Source organism: Streptomyces changanensis, assembly GCF_024600715.1.
In the GTDB taxonomy this organism is placed as follows: Bacteria; Actinomycetota; Actinomycetes; order Streptomycetales; family Streptomycetaceae; genus Streptomyces; species Streptomyces changanensis.
The window spans coordinates 1,053,263-1,070,914 of the sequence record NZ_CP102332.1 but is presented as its reverse complement, the minus strand read 5'-3'; the positions used below and the strand labels follow the sequence as shown (position 1 = coordinate 1,070,914).

15 protein-coding genes are annotated in these 17,652 nt (G+C 74.7%); 12 read left to right on the top strand and 3 right to left on the bottom strand.

Annotation, left to right across the window (positions count from 1 at the left end; all coding sequences use genetic code 11):
* Positions 1–49 precede the first annotated feature (49 nt).
* The 3 genes from argH to NRO40_RS04650 all read left to right on the top strand — a co-directional run bounded on the left by argH (position 50) and on the right by NRO40_RS04650 (position 3,782).
* Complete coding sequence (argH, locus tag NRO40_RS04660) at positions 50–1,477, top strand: argininosuccinate lyase (protein ID WP_058942921.1); 1,428 nt, start codon at positions 50–52, stop codon at positions 1,475–1,477.
* A 212-nt stretch (positions 1,478–1,689) separates the two neighbouring features.
* Complete coding sequence (locus NRO40_RS04655; protein ID WP_058942922.1) at positions 1,690–2,241, top strand: TetR/AcrR family transcriptional regulator; 552 nt, start codon at positions 1,690–1,692, stop codon at positions 2,239–2,241.
* Positions 2,238–3,782: an MFS transporter gene (locus NRO40_RS04650; RefSeq protein ID WP_058942923.1), complete on the top strand. Its 1,545-nt coding sequence runs from the start codon at positions 2,238–2,240 to the stop codon at positions 3,780–3,782. Before NRO40_RS04655 ends, NRO40_RS04650 begins: the two co-directional genes overlap by 4 nt.
* Before the next feature lie 134 nt (positions 3,783–3,916).
* Here the strand turns inward: NRO40_RS04650 and NRO40_RS04645 are convergent, their stop codons facing one another.
* Positions 3,917–4,588 carry a lysophospholipid acyltransferase family protein gene (locus NRO40_RS04645; protein WP_058942924.1) on the bottom strand — a complete coding sequence of 224 codons (672 nt, stop codon included), beginning with the start codon at positions 4,586–4,588 and terminating at the stop codon, positions 3,917–3,919.
* Positions 4,589–4,832: 244 nt separating this feature from the next.
* Between NRO40_RS04645 and NRO40_RS04640 the strand changes: the two genes are divergently transcribed.
* From NRO40_RS04640 to NRO40_RS04630, 3 genes are all read left to right on the top strand, one after another.
* Positions 4,833–6,002 carry a glycerophosphodiester phosphodiesterase gene (locus tag NRO40_RS04640; protein WP_058942925.1) on the top strand — a complete coding sequence of 390 codons (1,170 nt, stop codon included), beginning with the start codon at positions 4,833–4,835 and terminating at the stop codon, positions 6,000–6,002.
* A 171-nt stretch (positions 6,003–6,173) separates the two neighbouring features.
* Positions 6,174–6,740, top strand: a complete 567-nt coding sequence (locus tag NRO40_RS04635; protein WP_058942926.1) for a sigma-70 RNA polymerase sigma factor region 4 domain-containing protein — start codon at positions 6,174–6,176, stop codon at positions 6,738–6,740.
* A gap of 39 nt (positions 6,741–6,779) precedes the next feature.
* Entirely contained in the window at positions 6,780–7,262 is a 483-nt protein-coding gene (locus NRO40_RS04630; RefSeq protein ID WP_058942927.1) for a GNAT family N-acetyltransferase, read from the top strand.
* A 120-nt stretch (positions 7,263–7,382) separates the two neighbouring features.
* Here the strand turns inward: NRO40_RS04630 and NRO40_RS04625 are convergent, their stop codons facing one another.
* Both NRO40_RS04625 and NRO40_RS04620 read right to left on the bottom strand, forming a co-directional pair.
* Positions 7,383–7,790 (bottom strand): hypothetical protein, encoded by a 408-nt coding sequence (locus NRO40_RS04625; protein WP_058942928.1) that lies wholly within the window; start codon positions 7,788–7,790, stop codon positions 7,383–7,385.
* A 1-nt stretch (position 7,791) separates the two neighbouring features.
* Positions 7,792–8,154: a hypothetical protein gene (locus NRO40_RS04620; protein WP_058942929.1), complete on the bottom strand. Its 363-nt coding sequence runs from the start codon at positions 8,152–8,154 to the stop codon at positions 7,792–7,794.
* A 571-nt stretch (positions 8,155–8,725) separates the two neighbouring features.
* Here NRO40_RS04620 and NRO40_RS04615 point away from each other — a divergent pair.
* From NRO40_RS04615 to cobT, 6 genes are all read left to right on the top strand, one after another.
* A complete protein-coding gene (locus NRO40_RS04615; RefSeq protein WP_058942930.1) occupies positions 8,726–9,796 on the top strand; it encodes a methionine ABC transporter ATP-binding protein in 1,071 nt (356 codons plus the stop codon).
* Positions 9,793–10,464, top strand: coding sequence for a methionine ABC transporter permease (locus NRO40_RS04610; protein WP_058942931.1), 672 nt, complete (start codon positions 9,793–9,795; stop codon positions 10,462–10,464). Before NRO40_RS04615 ends, NRO40_RS04610 begins: the two co-directional genes overlap by 4 nt.
* 126 nt (positions 10,465–10,590) lie before the next feature.
* On the top strand, positions 10,591–11,442 hold the full coding sequence (locus NRO40_RS04605; protein WP_058942932.1) for a MetQ/NlpA family ABC transporter substrate-binding protein: 852 nt from the start codon (positions 10,591–10,593) through the stop codon (positions 11,440–11,442).
* Positions 11,443–11,584: 142 nt separating this feature from the next.
* On the top strand, positions 11,585–12,220 hold the full coding sequence (locus tag NRO40_RS04600; RefSeq protein ID WP_107115123.1) for a GNAT family N-acetyltransferase: 636 nt from the start codon (positions 11,585–11,587) through the stop codon (positions 12,218–12,220).
* An 85-nt stretch (positions 12,221–12,305) separates the two neighbouring features.
* Positions 12,306–13,508, top strand: coding sequence for a precorrin-6y C5,15-methyltransferase (decarboxylating) subunit CbiE (gene cbiE / locus NRO40_RS04595; RefSeq protein WP_058942934.1), 1,203 nt, complete (start codon positions 12,306–12,308; stop codon positions 13,506–13,508).
* Positions 13,509–13,833: 325 nt separating this feature from the next.
* A complete protein-coding gene (gene cobT / locus NRO40_RS04590) occupies positions 13,834–17,478 on the top strand; it encodes a nicotinate-nucleotide--dimethylbenzimidazole phosphoribosyltransferase (protein ID WP_058942935.1) in 3,645 nt (1,214 codons plus the stop codon).
* Positions 17,479–17,652 lie beyond the last annotated feature (174 nt).

Below are 17,652 nucleotides of genomic sequence, written 5' to 3'. Positions count from 1 at the left end.
GGACGCGCATCCGCACCACCCATCCCTCCCGACCCGAGGAGCTTCCGCAGTGAGCAGCAACAACGGTGACGTCCGGCTCTGGGGCGGCCGGTTCGCCGACGGCCCGGCCGAGGCGCTGGCGAAACTCTCCGCGTCCGTCCACTTCGACTGGCGCCTCGCGCCGTACGACATCGCCGGGTCCCGCGCGCACGCGCGCGTGCTGCACCGGGCCGGGCTGCTGACCGCCGACGAGCTCACGCGCATGCTGGCGGGCCTCGACCGGCTGGAGGCGGACGTCGCGGAGGGCTCCTTCGTCGGCACCGTCGCCGACGAGGACGTCCACACCGCGCTGGAGCGGGGTCTGCTGGAGCGGCTCGGCCCCGACCTCGGCGGCAAGCTGCGGGCCGGCCGGTCCCGCAACGACCAGGTCGCCACGCTCTTCCGGATGTACCTGCGCGACCACGCCCGGATCATCGGCGGCCTCCTCGCCGACCTGCAGGGCGCCCTCGTCGGCCTCGCCGAGGCGCACCCGGACGTCGCGATGCCGGGGCGCACGCACCTCCAGCACGCGCAGCCGGTGCTCTTCGCCCACCACGTCCTCGCCCACGTCCAGTCCCTCTCCCGGGACGCCGAGCGGCTGCGGCAGTGGGACAAGCGCACGGCGGTCTCCCCGTACGGCTCGGGCGCGCTCGCCGGCTCGTCGCTCGGGCTCGACCCGGAGGCCGTCGCCCGGGACCTCGGCTTCGAGAACGGCAGCGTCGGCAACTCGATCGACGGCACCGCGTCCCGGGACTTCGTCGCCGAGTTCGCCTTCATCACGGCGATGATCGGGGTGAACCTCTCGCGCATCGCGGAGGAGGTCATCATCTGGAACACGAAGGAGTTCTCCTTCGTCACCCTCCACGACGCCTTCTCCACCGGCTCCTCGATCATGCCGCAGAAGAAGAACCCGGACATCGCCGAGCTGGCGCGCGGCAAGTCGGGCCGCCTCATCGGCAACCTCACCGGACTCCTGGCGACGCTCAAGGCACTGCCCCTCGCGTACAACCGCGACCTCCAGGAGGACAAGGAGCCGGTCTTCGACTCCTGCGACCAGCTGGAGGTCCTGCTGCCGGCCTTCACCGGCATGATGGCGACGCTCACCGTCAACCGGGAGCGCATGGAGGAGCTCGCCCCGGCCGGCTTCTCCCTCGCCACCGACATCGCCGAGTGGCTGGTCAGGCAGGGCGTGCCGTTCCGGGTCGCGCACGAGGTCGCCGGTGAGTGCGTCAAGGAGTGCGAGGCGCAGGGCATCGAGCTGGACCAGCTCACGGACGAGCAGTTCGCGAAGATCTCCGAGCACCTGACCCCCGAGGTGCGGACGGTCCTCGACGTCCCCGGAGCCCTCGCCTCCCGCAGTGGCCGGGGCGGCACGGCCCCCTCCGCCGTCGCCACGCAGCTCGCCGAGGTCAAGGCGGACCTCGTCATCCAGCAGGCCTGGGCCACCGCCAGGAAGTAGCACCCCCACCGGGTCACAGCGCCGCCGCCGCCCGCAGCAGGGCGGCGGCGCTGCGCTTCCCGCTCCACCGCCCCCTGCGCCGCGCCCCGGGGGGTCTTCCGGAAGGTCCCGCGAGGGACCTTCCCGTGCATGCGGGCCCTCTGCTGACTGGGAAGTGAGTCGTCCGAATGTCGAATGAGACGTTCGTGTCTCAGTTGGGCTAGGCTTGTCTCATGACAGTCGACCGTGAGCAGGTGCTGCGCACCGCCGCCGCCCTCCTCTCCCGCAAGGCGACCGCCACCATGGACGAGGTCGCCCGCGCCGCCGGCATCGGCCGCGCGACCCTGCACCGCCACTTCGCCGGGCGGGACGCGCTGGTCAGGGCGTTGGAAGCGCTCGGGATCCAGGAGTTCGAGGCGGCCCTGGACGCCGCCCGGCTCGACGAGGACCGCGCGGAGGACGCCCTGCGGCGCCTGGTCGCCGGCGTGGAGCCGGTCGCCGGACTGCTGTCGTTCCTCGTCACCGAGAACCAGCTCTTCGAGGGCGACCAGGTCAACCAGGGCTGGGCCCGCCTCGACGCCCGCGTCTCGGCGCTGTTCCGTCGCGGCCAGGAGGGCGGCGAGTTCCGCATCGACCTGACGCCCGCCTGGCTGACCGAGGCGCTCTACGGCCTCGTCGGCGCCTGCGCCTGGGCCGTCCAGGACGGCCGCGTCGCGGGCAAGGACTTCCAGTACATGATCGTCGAGTTGCTGCTCGGCGGAGCACGCAGGAGCGTGGAGAAGTGACCGGAACCGAACAGCGGACCCAGGAAGCGGACATCGCACGGCGCCCGGGCCGCTGGCTCGCGCTGGCCGTACTCGTCCTGGCCGTGCTGCTGGTGGCGGTGGACGCCACCGTGCTCGGCCTGGCCACCCCGTACCTGAGCGAGGACCTCAAGCCGTCCGGCACCCAGCTCCTGTGGATCGGCGACGTCTACTCCTTCGTCATCGCCGGCCTCCTCGTCTCCATGGGCAGCCTCGGCGACCGCATCGGCCGCAAGAAGCTGCTCCTCACCGGCGCGACCGCCTTCGGCGCGGTCTCCGTCCTCAACGCCTACGCCACCACCCCCGAGATGATGATCGCCGCGCGGGCGCTGCTCGGCGTCGCGGGCGCGACGCTCATGCCGTCCACGCTGGCGCTCATCCGCAACCTCTTCCACGACCCGCGCGAGCGGAGCTTCGCGATCGGCATCTGGGGCGCGATGGCCTCCGCCGGTGCCGCCGTCGGGCCGGTCGTGGGCGGCTTCCTGCTGGAGCACTTCTGGTGGGGCTCGGTCTTCCTCATCAACCTGCCCGTCATGGCGGTGCTCGTGGTGGTCGGCCTGAAGTACATCCCCGAGTCGAAGAACCCCGCGCCCGGACCGTGGGACCTGCCCAGCGTCGCCACGTCCCTGGTCGGCATGATCGCCGTCGTCTACGCGATCAAGGAGGCGGCCGCGCACGGCGCCCGCGCGGACGTGTTCGCCGCCGCCGCGGTCGGTGCGGGCGCGCTCGTCTGGTTCGTCCGCCGCCAGCTCCGGCTGCCGGCGCCCCTCCTCGACATGCGGCTCTTCCAGCACCGGGGCTTCTCCGGCGCGGTCCTCGCCGACCTGCTGACCATCCTGGGCCTCTCCGGGCTGATCTTCTTCCTCTCCCAGTTCCTCCAACTGGTGCAGGGGCGCAGTCCGCTGGAGGCCGGTCTCGCCGAGCTGCCCGCCGCACTCGGCGCGGTCGGCGCCGGACTGCTCGCCGGCATCGCCGCGCGCCGTTTCTCCGTGCGGTCCGTCGTGGCCGGCGGACTCGCCGCGGTCGGCCTCGCCCTGGCCGCGCTGACGGTGCTCGACCGCACCACCGGCTACCCGATGCTGGGCGTCTCCCTGCTGGTCGTGGGCGTGGGCGCCGGGCTCGCCTTCACCGTCACGGCCGACGTCATCCTCTCCAGCGTCCCCAAGGAGCAGGCCGGCGCCGCGTCCGCGGTGTCGGAGACGGCGTACGAGCTGGGAGCCGCGCTCGGCATCGCCCTGCTGGGCTCCGTCGTGACCGGGGTCTACCGGGACTTCCCCACGCCCCCCGGCGTACCCGCCGGGACGGCGGCCGCCGCGCACGAGTCGCTGGGCGGTGCCGTCGAGGCGGCCAAGGTGCTGCCGGAACGTTCCGCCGAGGCGTTGCTGACCGCAGCCCAGCACGCCTTCGTCGAGGGCCTGCGCATCGCGGCCGGCTTCGGCGCGGCCGTCCTGCTCGCCACGGCGGTGGCCGCCTGGTTCCTGCTGCGCGGCCAGCGCCTGGAGGAGGGCGTCGAGCATCCGTGACCGGCGCACGGGGCGGACACGACGGCGCCGGACACGGCCGAGGGCCGCACCCCCAGGGGGTGCGGCCCTCGGCGTACCGGACGGCCCTCGGGGGCGCGACCCCCGCGTACGACGGCCCGTCAGCGGACGCCCGGTCAGGCGGCCTTCGCCTTGGTGGCGTACATGTCCACGTACTCCTGCCCCGACAGGCGCATGACCTCCGCCATCACCGAGTCCGTCACCGCCCGCAGCACGTACCGGTCACGGTCCATGCCCTCGTAGCGGGAGAACTCCATCGGCTCGCCGAAGCGCACCGTCACCCGGCCCGGCCGCGGCAGCCCCGCGCCGCCCGGCTGGAGCTTGTCCGTGCCGATCAGCGCGAACGGCACCACCGGCGCGCCGGTCATCAGCGTCAGCCGCGCGATACCGGTACGCCCCCGGTACAGCCGGCCGTCGGGGGAGCGGGTGCCCTCCGGGTAGATGCCGAAGATCCGGCCCTCCTCCAGCACCCGGCGCCCGGTGTGCAGCGCGGCCACGGCGGCGCCCGCGCCCTCGCGGTCCACGGGGATCATCCCGACGCCGGTGAAGAACCACGCCATCAGCCGGCCCTTGAAGCCCTTGCCGGTGACGTACTCGTCCTTGCCGATGAAGCACACCTGACGGTCCACCACCAGCGGCAGGATCATCGAGTCGATGAAGGTCAGGTGGTTGCCCGCCAGGATGACCGGCCCCGACCCGGGGATCTGGTCGACGCCTTCCACCCGCGGCCGGAACATCAGCCGCAGGACCGGGCCGAGCACTGCCTTGATGAGCGCGAAGCGGGACAACGAGTCCTCCGGTGTCGTGAGCGGTCGTGGTCGCGGTCCGGCACGGCCGACGAAATCTGTGCAGGTGAGGACGATACTCGTGGGTCACGTCCCTCCGCACGCCGGGTTGACCGGACCGGTACCCGGTGTTGACGGACGTTTTCCCCGTGTTCGCCCGGGGTCTCCCGCTCGGACCGGGCAGCCCCCTACGATCGGCCGCGCCCGACGGGGTGAAACCGAAGAAACGTTCAGTGGAGGAGCCTTCATGACTCAGGCGCGCAGGAGTCCCGCCCGCCGGACCGTACTGGGAGCGGCCGCGGCGCTGACAGGCGCGGCCGCCGCGACGGCCGCCGGCACGGGTACGGCCTCGGCGGCGCCCACCGCCCGCGACGGGGCGCCGGGACACCGCCCGTCCCCCCGCGGGCTGCCCGTCCCCGCGGTCATCGCCCACCGCGGCGCCAGCGGCTACCGGCCCGAGCACACCCTCGGCTCCTACCAGCTGGCCCTCGACATGGGCGCCGACGTGATCGAGCAGGACCTCGTGCCCACCCGCGACGGCCACCTGGTGTGCCGTCACGAGAACGACATCACCGGCACCACCGACGTCGCCGACCACCCCGAGTTCGCCTCCCGGCGCACCACGAAGACCGTCGACGGCCAGTCCCTCACCGGCTGGTTCACCGAGGACTTCACCCTCGCGGAGCTGAAGACGCTGCGCGCCAAGGAGCGCATCCCGGGCACGCGCCCCGACAACACCCTCTACGACGGCCGCTGGACCGTACCCACCTTCGAGGAGGTGCTCCGCTGGGCGGAGGCGGAGGGCCGCAAGCGCGGGCGGCCCGTCTGGCTCCACGTCGAGACCAAGCACCCCACGTACTTCCGCGGCCTCGGGCTCGGGCTGGAGGAGCGCCTCGCGCGGCTGCTGCGCCGCTACGGACGGCACCGCGCGGACTCGCCGACCTTCCTCCAGTCGTTCGAGCCGACCAGCATGCGGCGCATGGCCGGGCTCGTCGGCACGCCGCGCGTCGTCCTGCTGTGGACGCCCGAGGACCGGCCCTGGGACTTCGTGCAGACGGGGGACCCGCGGACCGTCGCCGACCTCGTCACCCCGCGCGGCCTGGCGTGGATCGCCTCGTTCGCGCAGGGCATCGGCCCGCTCCTGGACCTCGTCATCCCCAAGGGTGCCGACGGCCGGCTCGGCGAGCCCACCACGCTCGTGCGCGACGCCCACGCCCGGGGCCTGGTCCTGCACCCCTACACGGTGCGCAACGAGAACACCTTCCTGCCGGCCGACTTCCGGCGCGGCACCGACCCGGCGGCGTACGGGGACGTCTTCGGCGCGTACCGGGCGTACTTCGCCACCGGCATCGACGGCATCTTCACCGACCAGCCCGACACCGGCCTGCTCGCCGCCGCCGACCACCGAGCCCGCTGACGCCCGCCGCCGACCGCCCCGCGGGTCACGCGCCCGGCGGGGGCGGTCGGCGCCGGTCGCCCCCGCGCGGGACGGCCCGCCGCGTCACCCCCACGCCCCGACTGCCGCACCATCGGGCGAACCGCCGCCCTCCCGGCAACCACCACCGCGCCGCCGCGTGTCGTGCCCGGCATGACGCCCCGTGAACCAGCAGCCCACCCGCCGGCCGTCCCCGACCTCGTCGGCTCCCTCACCCGGCTCCTCGCCGCCGAGTCCGACGCGGAGGCCGCCGCGGCGGGCGTCGAGTCCCGCGACCTCCAGCAGGCCGTCTGGCTACGGCTGCTGGAGCGCCTCCACGGGGCCGGCGCCCCCGACGACCCCGCCCGCTGGCTGCGCCGCGCCGTCCGCGCCGAGGCGCGCCGCGCCCGCCGCGCCGCCGTACGGGAGCTGCCGTACGGGCGGGAGCCCGACGCCCGCTCCGGCGCCGGGCCGGGAGCGGGGTCCGTACCCGAGCGCGCCGCGCTGGACGCCGAGCGCCGCCGCGCGCTGCGCTCCGCCGTACGCCGCGCACCCGCCCGCTGCCAGCGGCTGCTGTCTGCGATGTTGTCGCCGAGTGACCCCACCTACCGTGAAATCGCAGGGAAGTTGGGTATCTCACAGGGCAGCTTGGGGCCCATGCGTTCCCGTTGCCTGGGATGCCTGCGCAGAATGCTGGCGGCAGAGGTTGCCGTTCCCGACCATCGGGGAAGGGTGCGGTAGACCGACAGGGCGTATCAGGTGAGCCGGAGGCATGCACACATGGGCATGAGCGTGACCATCTCAGCGGCAAGCGCGCAGGACGCCGAACACATCCTCAAGCTGCAGTACCTGTGCTACCAGGGCGAGGCCGAGCTGTGCGGCGACTACACCATCGAGCCGCTCACCCAGCCGCTGGCCGACCTGACGGCCGAGCTGGAGCGCGGCCACGCACTGGTCGCCCGCCTCGGCGACGAGATCGTCGCCTCGGTGCGCGGCGAGGCCGACGAGACCGGCACCGTCCGCATCACCCGGCTCATCGTCCACCCCCGGCTGCGCCGCCACGGCCTGGGCGGCCGGCTCCTCGACGCGATCGAGGAGCACTTCGCGACGGGTGGCGCCGGCGTCGCCAAGCGGTTCCGGCTGCTCACCGGCCACCGCGGCGACGGCAACCTGCGGCTGTACCGCGGCAGGGGGTACGAGACGGTCGGCGTCGAGCGGGTCGCCCCCGGTCGCACGCTGCTGACCCTGGAGAAGGCCGCCTAGCGGACCCGGCCCACCCCGGGGCCCCGGCTCGGAGCCCCGCCGACCGGGCAGCGTGCCCGGTCGGCGCGGCGGGACCCCGGCGGGCGGCGCCCGGCCGGCAGTACCCCGGCCGGCGAGACCTCAGCCGACCGGGGCGACCCGGCGGGCGCGGCGCAGCCACAGGATCCCGGTCACCGGGAGCAGGACCGGGATGAAGACGTAACCGTAGCCGAACTCCGACCAGACCGTGCTGTCGGGGAAGGCCGCCGGGTCCAGCAGCGTCCAGGTGCCGACGGTGAGCACGCCCACCAGCTCGGCGGCGCAGCACACCAGGGCCGCCCGGCGGGCGGTCTCACCGCCGCGCACCAGCGTGTACGTGATGAAGACGTAGACGACGGCCGCCACCGCCGACAGCGAGTACGCCAGCGGCGCCCGGTCGAACTCGGTGGCGATCTGGTACACGGAGCGCGACACAGCCCCGACCGACATCACCCCGTACAACCACACCAGCAGCATGCCGGGTCCCTTGACCAGCCGCTCGGCCGTCATCTCAGCCCTCCCACCAGATGTCGTGGAGGCGTACCTCCAGCACGGCCAGGACCACGGCACCGGCGGCGACGGTCGCCGACCCCCACCGGCTCCGCTCGACCAGCGACATGAAGCCCGCCGCCGGCACCGCGAAGAACGCCCCCAGCAGATACGCCACGAAGATCGCCGTGCCCTCCTCGGCCCGGCCGCCCTGGGCCAGCCGCACCACGCCGACGACCAGCTGCGCGAGCGCCAGCACGGTGACCACGGCCATGCCGATGAAGTGCCAGTCCTTCGTCGGCTGGTCCCGGTACGCGGCCGCGCCGCACCACGCGGCGAGGGCCAGCGCGGCCAGGGACACGGTGAGCGTCAGGGCGTTGAGCATGGGGCGAGACTATTACGGACGAAAACCCCGGCTGCGGCCGCCCCCGCCCACCACGTGGTCTTGACCACAGCGCACCCCGGCCCGGGCCCGCCCCGCGGCCGGAGCGCCGCGCGGGGGCGGGTGCGGCAGCGGGCGCGTCGACGCAGGCAGACGGGGCGAGCAGGCGGGAGCGGCGGGCGGAGCGGCGGCTTGCGGTGCCTCCTGGCCGTCCACATGCCGTACGCGCCGTGTCCGCTATACGGACAGCCCGGATCGGCGCGGGAGGGGGTCTGGTTTACTGGCGCCATGACCACGACGAGCATCCGCACCCCTGCGACCGAGGCGATCACCGCGCCCGGTGCTCGTCGTACGTGTCGAATGTGCGCCTTCTAGAGGGCCCCCGACCGAGCCTCGCGCCCCGAAGCGAGAGACCCGACGGCGAAGCAGTCGGCCGCGTCCGCGTGCAGTCGTACCACCGGACCGCGCCCGCCCCGCGCACCCGCCCACCGGCACCGCGCCGCCCGTCGGACCGACGAATGCCCCGTGCCCGGCCGAACCCGCGCCGTGCACTCGACAGTGACGGAAAACCCCTGTGATCACCACCAAGGGCCTGACCAAGGTCTACGAGTCGCGAGGCCGCCAGGTCACCGCTCTGGACGGCGTCGACCTGCACGTCCGCGAGGGCGAGGTGTTCGGCGTGATCGGTCAGAGCGGCGCCGGCAAGTCCTCGCTGATCCGCTGCGTCAACCTCCTCGAACGCCCCACCTCCGGCACCGTGACGGTGGACGGCACCGACCTCACCGCCCTCGCCGGCCGCGGCCCGCGCGCCGGCAAGGACCTGCGCCGGGCGCGCAGCCGCATCGGCATGGTCTTCCAGCACTTCAACCTGCTGTCCTCGCGCACCGTCCAGGACAACGTCGAACTGCCGCTGGAGATCCTCGGCGCCTCCGGCGCCGAGCGCTCCCGCCGCGCCCTCGAACTCCTCGACCTCGTCGGCCTCGCCGACAAGGCCAAGGCGTACCCCGGCCAGCTCTCCGGCGGCCAGAAGCAGCGCGTCGGCATCGCCCGCGCCCTCGCCGGCAACCCGAAGGTGCTGCTCTCCGACGAGGCCACCAGCGCCCTCGACCCCGAGACCACCCGCTCCATCCTCCAGCTGCTGCGCGACCTCAACCGGCAGCTGGGCCTGACCGTCCTGCTGATCACGCACGAGATGGACGTCGTGAAGACCGTCTGCGACTCGGCCGCGCTGATGAAGAGGGGCCGGGTCGTCGAGTCCGGCACCGTCGCCGAACTCCTCGCCACCCCCGGCTCCGAACTCGCCGCGGAACTCTTCCCCGTGAGCGGCCACGCGACCGGCCCCGACCGCACGGTCGTCGACGTCACCTTCCACGGCGAGGCCGCGACCCAGCCGGTCGTCTCCCAGCTGGCCCGCACCTACAACATCGACATATCGATCCTCGGCGCCGCCATGGACACCGTCGGCGGCCGACAGATCGGCCGCATGCGCATCGAGCTCCCCGGGCGCTACGACGAGAACGTCGTCCCCGTCGGCTTCCTGCGCGAACAGGGCCTCCAGGTCGACGTGGTCGACGACGCGGCCCCCGCCGGGGAAACCGCCGACGCCCCCGCCGCCCGCCCGGCCGCCGAGGAGGTCGCGAAGTGACCTGGTCCGAGATGCAGCCCCTGCTCACCCAGGGCACCATCGACACCCTCTACATGGTCCTGTGGGCCACGGTCGTCTCCGTACTCGGCGGTCTGCCCCTGGGCCTCCTCCTCGTCCTCACCGACAAGGGCGGGCTGCTGCGCAACACCGTCGTCAACAAGGTCGTCGGCGCCGTCGTGAACATCGGCCGCTCGCTGCCGTTCATCATCCTGCTGATCGCGCTGATCCCGTTCACGAAGCTCGTCGTCGGCACCTTCATCGGCCCCACCGCGATGATCGTGCCCCTGGCCATCGGCGCCATCCCGTTCTTCGCGCGGCTCGTCGAGACCGCCGTCCGCGAGGTCGACCACGGCCTGGTCGAGGCCGTCCAGTCCATGGGCGGCTCCGTCCCGACCATCGTCCGCAAGGTGCTGCTGCCGCAGGCCCTGCCGTCCCTGGTCTCGGCGGTCACCACCACCGTCATCGTCCTCATCGGCTACTCCGCCATGGCCGGCGCCGTCGGCGGCGAGGGCCTCGGCTCGAAGGCCATCACCTACGGGTACCAGCGCTTCGACACCGCGTTCATGCTGGTCACCGTGGTGATCCTCATCGTGGTCGTCACCGTCGTCCAGCTGGTCGGGGACGGCGTCGTCCGCCTCCTCGCCCGCCGCGGCCGCACCGCGTCCTGAAACCGGCGCACCCCGACTTCCCGCGACCGGCGCCCGCCCCGTCCGGCAGGCGCCGCCCGTCGCGGGAGAAAAGGGCCCGCACTCCTTGTCCGGGCCTCGTCCGCACCCCAGAAAGAGGCACTCTTCGTGCGTAACACCGTCAAGACCATCGCCGCGTTCGGTGGCATCACCGCCCTCACCCTCGGCCTCACCGCCTGCGGAACCGCCTCGGACCCGGCGGCCGCCGGCGCCGCGGGTGACGCCTCCGCGCCGCTCGTCGTCGCCGCGTCCCCCACGCCGCACGCCGACATCCTCACGTACGTGAAGGACAACCTCGCGCAGAAGGCCGGCCTCAAGCTGGAGGTCAAGGAGTTCACGGACTACGTCCTGCCGAACACCGCCACCCAGGACGGCCAGGTCGACGCCAACTACTTCCAGCACAAGCCGTACCTGGACGACTTCAACAAGAAGAACGGGACCACCATTGTCCCCGTGGTCGACGTCCACCTGGAGCCGCTCGGCCTGTACTCGCAGAAGGCGAAGTCCCTCAAGGACCTCAAGCCCGGCCAGACCGTCGCCGTCCCCAACGACACCACCAACGAGGGCCGTGCCCTCAAGCTCCTCGCCGACAACGGCGTGATCGTCCTCAAGGCCGGTGTCGGAGCCGACGCCAAGCTCTCCGACATCACCGACAGGAAGGGCCTGGAGATCAAGGAGCTGGAGGCCGCCACGGTCCCCCGCGCCCTGAGCGACGTCGACGCCGCCGTCATCAACGGCAACTACGCCATCGAGGCCAAGCTCACCCCGGCGAAGGACGCCCTCGCCCTGGAGAAGCCCGAGGGCAACCCGTACGCCAACTTCCTCGCGGTCAAGAAGGGCAACGAGGACGACCCGCGCGTGAAGAAGCTCGCTGGGCTCCTCAACTCGCCCGAGGTCAAGAAGTACATCGAGGCCACCTACAAGGGCTCGGTGACCCCCGCGTTCGGCGCCGCCGGGTAACGGCGGCACCGGGAAGGGCCCCGCGCACCACCCGGTGCGCGGGGCCCTTCCCGTCCCGCCCTGCACACGGACCGGTTCATGCTGCATGCTGTCCGTTCACGGCCCTCACCCCCAGTCCCCGGCCATCGGCATGGAGTTGCGCATGACCCTCACCTTTCCGGACGTCTCCATCAGCACGGAACGGTTGGTGCTGCGCCCCTACGACGAGACGGACGTCCCCGCGCACGTCGAGATGATGAACGACGAACTCGTCGTCGCCTGGACCGACGCCCCGCACCCGTACACCACCGCCCACGCCGAGCAGTGGGTGCGCGGGGCCGCCCCCGCCCAGCGCACGGGCGGCCGCGGACTCGTCCTCGCCGTCACCGAGTTCCTCACCCAGCGCCTCGTCGGCACCGTCCGGCTCAGCCGGACCGACTGGACCGTCCGCTCCGCCGAGATCGCCTACGTCACCGCCCCCTGGGCCCGCGGCGAGGGGTACGCCACCGAGTCCGTCCTCGCCGTCGCCCGCTGGCTCTTCAGCGAACAGCGCTTCGAGCGCCTGGAGATGCGCACCGCCGCCGGCAACACCGCCGCCCAGCAGGTCGCCCAGAAGATCGGCTGCATCAGCGAGGGCGTCCTGCGCAACGCCTGGATAGCCCGCGCCCAGACGGAGGACGGCGGATGGACCGACATCAGGACCGACCTCATCGTCTGGAGCCTCCTCCCCGAGGACCTCGACGGCGGCACCGGCCGGTACAGCGACGCGCGGCACCCCACGTACACCGACTGGAACTGACCGCGCCCACCCCCTGCCGCACCCCGCGAACCGGTACGCTCGCCCCTGCCCCGACCTGCATCGACACCCCAGGAGACTGACGAAGATGGCCGACCGGGTCACGGTGATCGGATGGGACGGCTCGCCCCTCACCGCGGCCGCGCGGGGCGCCCTGTCGGCCGCCACCCTCGTCGCCGGGGCCGCCCACCACCTCGGGCTCCCGGAGGTCCCCGAGCGGGCCGAGCGCGTCCGCCTCGGCAGCGTCGACCTCGCCGCCCGCCGCATCGCCGGCCACCGCGGCACCGCCGTCGTCCTCGCCGACGGTGACCCGGGCTTCTTCGGCGTCGTGCGCACCCTGCGCGCCCCCGAACACGGCCTGGAGGTCGAGGTCGTGCCCGCCGTCTCCTCGGTGGCCGCCGCGTTCGCCCGCGCCGGCATGCCCTGGGACGACGCCCGCGTCGTCGTCGCCCACACCCGGACGCTGCGCCGCGCCGTCAACGTCTGCCGCGCCCACCCCAAGGTCGCCGTCCTCACCTCCCCGGGCGCCGGCCCCGCCGAACTCGCCCTGCTGCTCGAAGGGGTGCACCGCACCTTCGTCATCTGCGAGGCCCTCGGCACCGAACGCGAACAGGTCACCGTCCTCACCTCCGACAAGGCGGCCGACCACACCTGGCGCGACCCCAACGTCGTCATCTCCATCGGCGGCTCCGGCCCCACCGGCGGCGGCTGGCTCATGGGCCCGGACCCCGGCCCGGTCCGCGGCTGGGGCCTGCCGCCCGAGGCGTACGAGGACGACACCGCGCCCACCCCGGGCCGCACCCCCGAACTGCGCGCCGCCCAGCTCGCCCGGCTCGGCCCGCGCGTCGGCGACCTCGTGTGGGACATCGGCACCGGATCCGGCGCCTTCGCCGCCGAGGCCGCCCGGTTCGGCGCCGCCGTCATCGCCGTCGACGCCGACCCGGCCGCCTGCGCCCGCGCGGAGGCCGCCGCCCGCCGCTCCGGCGTCCAGCTCCAGGTCGTCGGCGGCCGCGCCCCCTACGTACTGGAGCGCCTGCCCGAGCCGGACGTGGTCCGCGTCGGCGGCGGGGGAGCGGACGTCGTCGCCGCCTGCGCCGACCGCCGCCCGGAGCGCATCGTCACGCACGCCGGCACCCGCGACGAGGCGGAGGCCGCCGCGGCGGCCCTGGCCGCCGGCGGCTACGCCGTCGAGTGCGTCCTGCTCCAGTCCGTCGACCTCGACCCGGACACCTGGTCGGAACGCGCCAGGTCCGTGGCCTTCCTCGTCGCCGGCCGCAGACCCGCCCCGTGATCTCCCCACTACGGAAGGCCAGGTAGGCTGGCCGACCGTTCCACCGCGCCGGATGTCCGGCGGTCCTCCGGCCACCGCCGGGCGGCACCCGGACCACACCCGGGGACGGAGCCCCCGGAGAGGGGCGCCGGGCGGCGGGACGTGGGAGGGGGACGCGCGACGTGGCGCAGTCCACAGCCGACGGTGGCGGAAGCCGCTGCCACGGGGCCCGAAGGCGGCGAGAATGCTGTGTGTCCGCACGCCGTTCGTGCCGCGCGGCGCGCACGCTCGTTCTTCACGGCGGGCGGAAGTCTGAAGGAGCACAACCGATGGGCGAGGGGTACGCATGACTGACACCGGCCAGGTCCCGGGCGAGGGGCAGCCGGAGAACGCAGGCATGGTGGAGCAGCCGGGCATGCCCGCTCCGGGTGCGTACACCTTCCTCGACCCCTCCGACAACACCCCCGAAGACGACGACCTGCTGCTGATGCCGGGTGCCCAGGGCGCCTGGACGGAGCCGCAGCCCGGTGTCGTCCCCGCGCCCCCCGTGGCCGTACCGCCGGCCGAGCACCTCGGGTACCAGCCGCTCGTGCAGGAGGCCCCGGCCCCCGCGTACGAGCCGCACGAGACCGGCGCACACGAGGCGGGCGGCCGGGACTCCGGCTCCGTCGACCTCGGCGCCGTACGGATCCCCGCGCCGGCCGCCGAGAGCCCGCAGCCCCAGACCCAGCAGCCCCGGCGTCCGCTCCACATGGGCCCGCCGACCCCCGACGGCACGGCCGGCGTCGTCCGCTCGCTCGCCGACCGCGGCCCCGCCCCCGTGCCGGCCGCGCCCGCGCCGGTCCAGTCCCCGCCCACCAGCGGCCTGGAGTACCTGGACGCGCCCCACACGGCCCCGGCCGCCCCGGTGGCGCAGCCGGTCGAGGTCCCGCAGCACGTCGACGCCCCGCCGCAGGGCGCAGAGGCGTGGCCGCAGGAGCCGCAGCAGCCGCAGGAAGCCCTGCAGCCGCTGGAGCCGCACGCGTCACAGCAGGCTCACCACCCGCTTCCCGCCCCAGCAGAAACGGTCGTTCCCGACCAGGTGGCACCCCCGCAGTTCGCCCCGGCTCCGGCCCCGGCGGCGCCGGAGGAGCCGGTCGACGAGCAGCCGGTGACGGTCCCGCAGGCCACGGAGCTGCACGCCCCGCAGCCGGTGGCGACGGTTCCCGCGCCGCGCGACGCCACGGCGCCGGAGCACCAGGCCATCTCCGGGGCGCAGCTGCTCGGGGCACCGGCGCAGCAGGAGGTGCCGGCGCACCCGGAGCAGCCGGTCATGGCCCCCGTGCCGGCGCCCGAGGCCCCCGAGGCGGCCCAGGCACCGGCCCCGCAGCAGGCGGCTCCCGTGGAGGTCGCCCCGGAGCAGCCGGAGCAGCCGGAGCAGGCCGCCGAGCCCGCGCAGGCCGCCGAGCCCGCGGAGGCCCCGGAGCCCGCGCAGGCCCCGGACGCCGTGACCCCGGCAGCCGTGGCCCCGGACGCCGACGCGCCGCAGGTCCTGGCGCCGGCACCGGTGGAGCCGCAGGCCGTCGTCGTGGAGCCGGTACCGGTTCCGCAGCCCGAGCAGCCGCCCGCGGTCGAGCCGGTGGCACAGGCGCCTCAGGCCGCGGCGCCCGAGCCGGCCGAGCCGCAGGCCGCGGCGCCCGAGCCGCGGGCCGCCGCACCGGTGGCCCCCGCCGCGGAAGAGGCCGCCGCGCCCGCCCCGGCCGCGTCGGTCCCGGAGGTCGCCGCCCCCGCCCCCGCCCCCGCCGCAGCCGAGGCCCCGGCCTCCGAACCCTCCGAGGCGACCGCTCCCGTCGCCGAGGCCGTCGTGCCCGTCGAGCCCGTGGCCGAGGCGCCCGCCCCGACGGAGCCCGAGACGGACGTCCAGCCCGCCGAGCAGGCCCCGGCCACCGCCGGACCGGCCGCCGCCGAGCCCGCCGGGCCCACCGAGACCGCCGAGCAGCCCGCGAAGGAGCCCGCCGAACAGGCCCCGGCCGCCGCGGTGCCGGCCCCCGAGGCCGCCCCGGCCACCGAACCCGCACCCGCGGACCCGCCCGCCGAGGACCCGGCCGCCGTACGGCAGGCCCCCGCCGAAGAGCCGGCCGCCGCACAGCCGCAGCCCCTTGACGAGCCGGCCGCCGCACAGCCCCGGCCCGCCGAGGACGCGGTCCCCGTCCCGGGCGCGGCACCCGCCGAGGACCCGGCCGCGGCGCCGGAGGTCCCCGAGGCGGCGGTCCCCGCCGGCCCGCCGGCCCCCGGCTACGCCGACGAGGATCGCGAGGCGATCCTCCGCGTCATGCGCGAACGCCGCGACATCCGCAACGGCTTCCGCAGCGACCCGATCCCGCACGAGGTGCTGCTCCGCGTCCTGGAGGCGGCCCACACCGCCCCGTCCGTGGGCCACTCGCAGCCCTGGGACTTCGTCGTCATCCGCTCGGCCGAGACGCGCCGCACGATGCACGAGCTCGCCCAGCGCCAGCGCGAGGCGTACGCCACATCGCTGCCCAAGGGCCGGGCCAAGCAGTTCAAGGAACTGAAGATCGAGGCGATCCTCGACACCCCGGTCAACATCGTCGTCACCGCCGACCCCACCCGCGGCGGCCGCCACACCCTCGGCCGGCACACGCAGCCCCAGATGGCCCCGTACTCCTCCGCGCTGGCGGTGGAGAACCTCTGGCTCGCCGCCCGCGCCGAGGGCCTCGGCGTCGGCTGGGTGAGCTTCTTCGACGAGCGCGAGATGGTCCGCGCCCTCGGCCTGCCCGAGCACCTGGAGGTCGTCGCCTACCTGTGCGTGGGGTACGTCGACGAGTTCCCCGAGGAGCCCGAGCTGATGCAGGCGGGCTGGGCCAAGCGCCGCCCGCTGTCGTGGGTCGTCCACGAGGAGACGTACGGCCGCCGGGCCCTGCCCGGCGAGCAGCCGCACGACCTGCTCCAGGAGACCGTCGCCACCGTGCGGCCGCTGGACGCCAAGGCGCTCGGCGAGGCGTGGGAGCGGCAGAAGCGCATGACCAAGCCGGCCGGCGCCCTCGGCATGCTGGAGATCATCTCCGCGCAGCTGTGCGGCCTGTCCCGGAGCTGCCCCCCGCCGATCCCGGAGCCCGCCGCCGTGGCGATCTTCGCGGGTGACCACGGGGTGCACGCCCAGGGCGTCACCGCCTGGCCGCAGGAGGTGACGGCCCAGATGGTGGCCAACTTCCTCGGCGGCGGGGCCGTCTGCAACGCCTTCGCCACCCAGGTCGGCGCGGAGGTGTGCGTCGTCGACGTCGGCGTCGCCGCGGACCTGCCCGCCACCCCCGGCCTGCTGCCCCGCAAGGTGCGCGCCGGAACGGCCGACTTCACCGCCGGCCCCGCCCTCACCCGCGAGGAGGTGCTCGCCGCCCTGGAGGTCGGCATCGAGACCGCCCGCGACCTGGTCGCCGCCGGCAACAAGGCGATCCTCACCGGTGAGATGGGCATCGCGAACACCACCGCGTCCGCCGCCCTCATCTCCGTCTACACGGGCGCGGACCCGGCCGAGGTCACCGGCCGCGGCACCGGCATCAACGACGAGATGCACGCCCGCAAGGTCGACGTCGTACGCCGCGCCCTCGACCTGCACCGGCCCGACCCGGCGGACCCGATCGGCGTCCTCGGGGCGGTCGGCGGCCTGGAGCACGCCGCGATGGTCGGCTTCATCCTCGGCGGCGCCTCGCTGCGGACGCCCGTCATCCTCGACGGCGTCAGCGCGGGCGCGGCGGCCCTGGTCGCCCGCGCCATCGCACCCGAGTCGCTGGCCGCCTGCATCGCCGGCCACCGCAGTGCCGAGCCCGGCCACATGGCGGCGCTCAACAAGCTGGGCCTGCGCCCCCTGGTCGACCTGGACCTCCGCCTCGGCGAGGGCACCGGCGCCCTGCTCGCCCTGCCCCTGGTCCAGAGCGCGGCCCGTGCCATGCACGAGGTCGCGACCTTCGACTCGGCGGGCGTCAGCGAGAAGTAGCGCGACCACCACCGCGGGCCCCCGCCCGCGCGCACGTCCCCGCGCCCACCGCGGCCGGCCCGTCCCCCGACGGACCGGCCGCGGCGTGACGATCGCAACGCGTCCGGGCCCGCGGCACCCCCGGCCGCGCCCCGTATCGTGGTCGCCAGCGCATGCCCCCCGCCCCACCAGCCA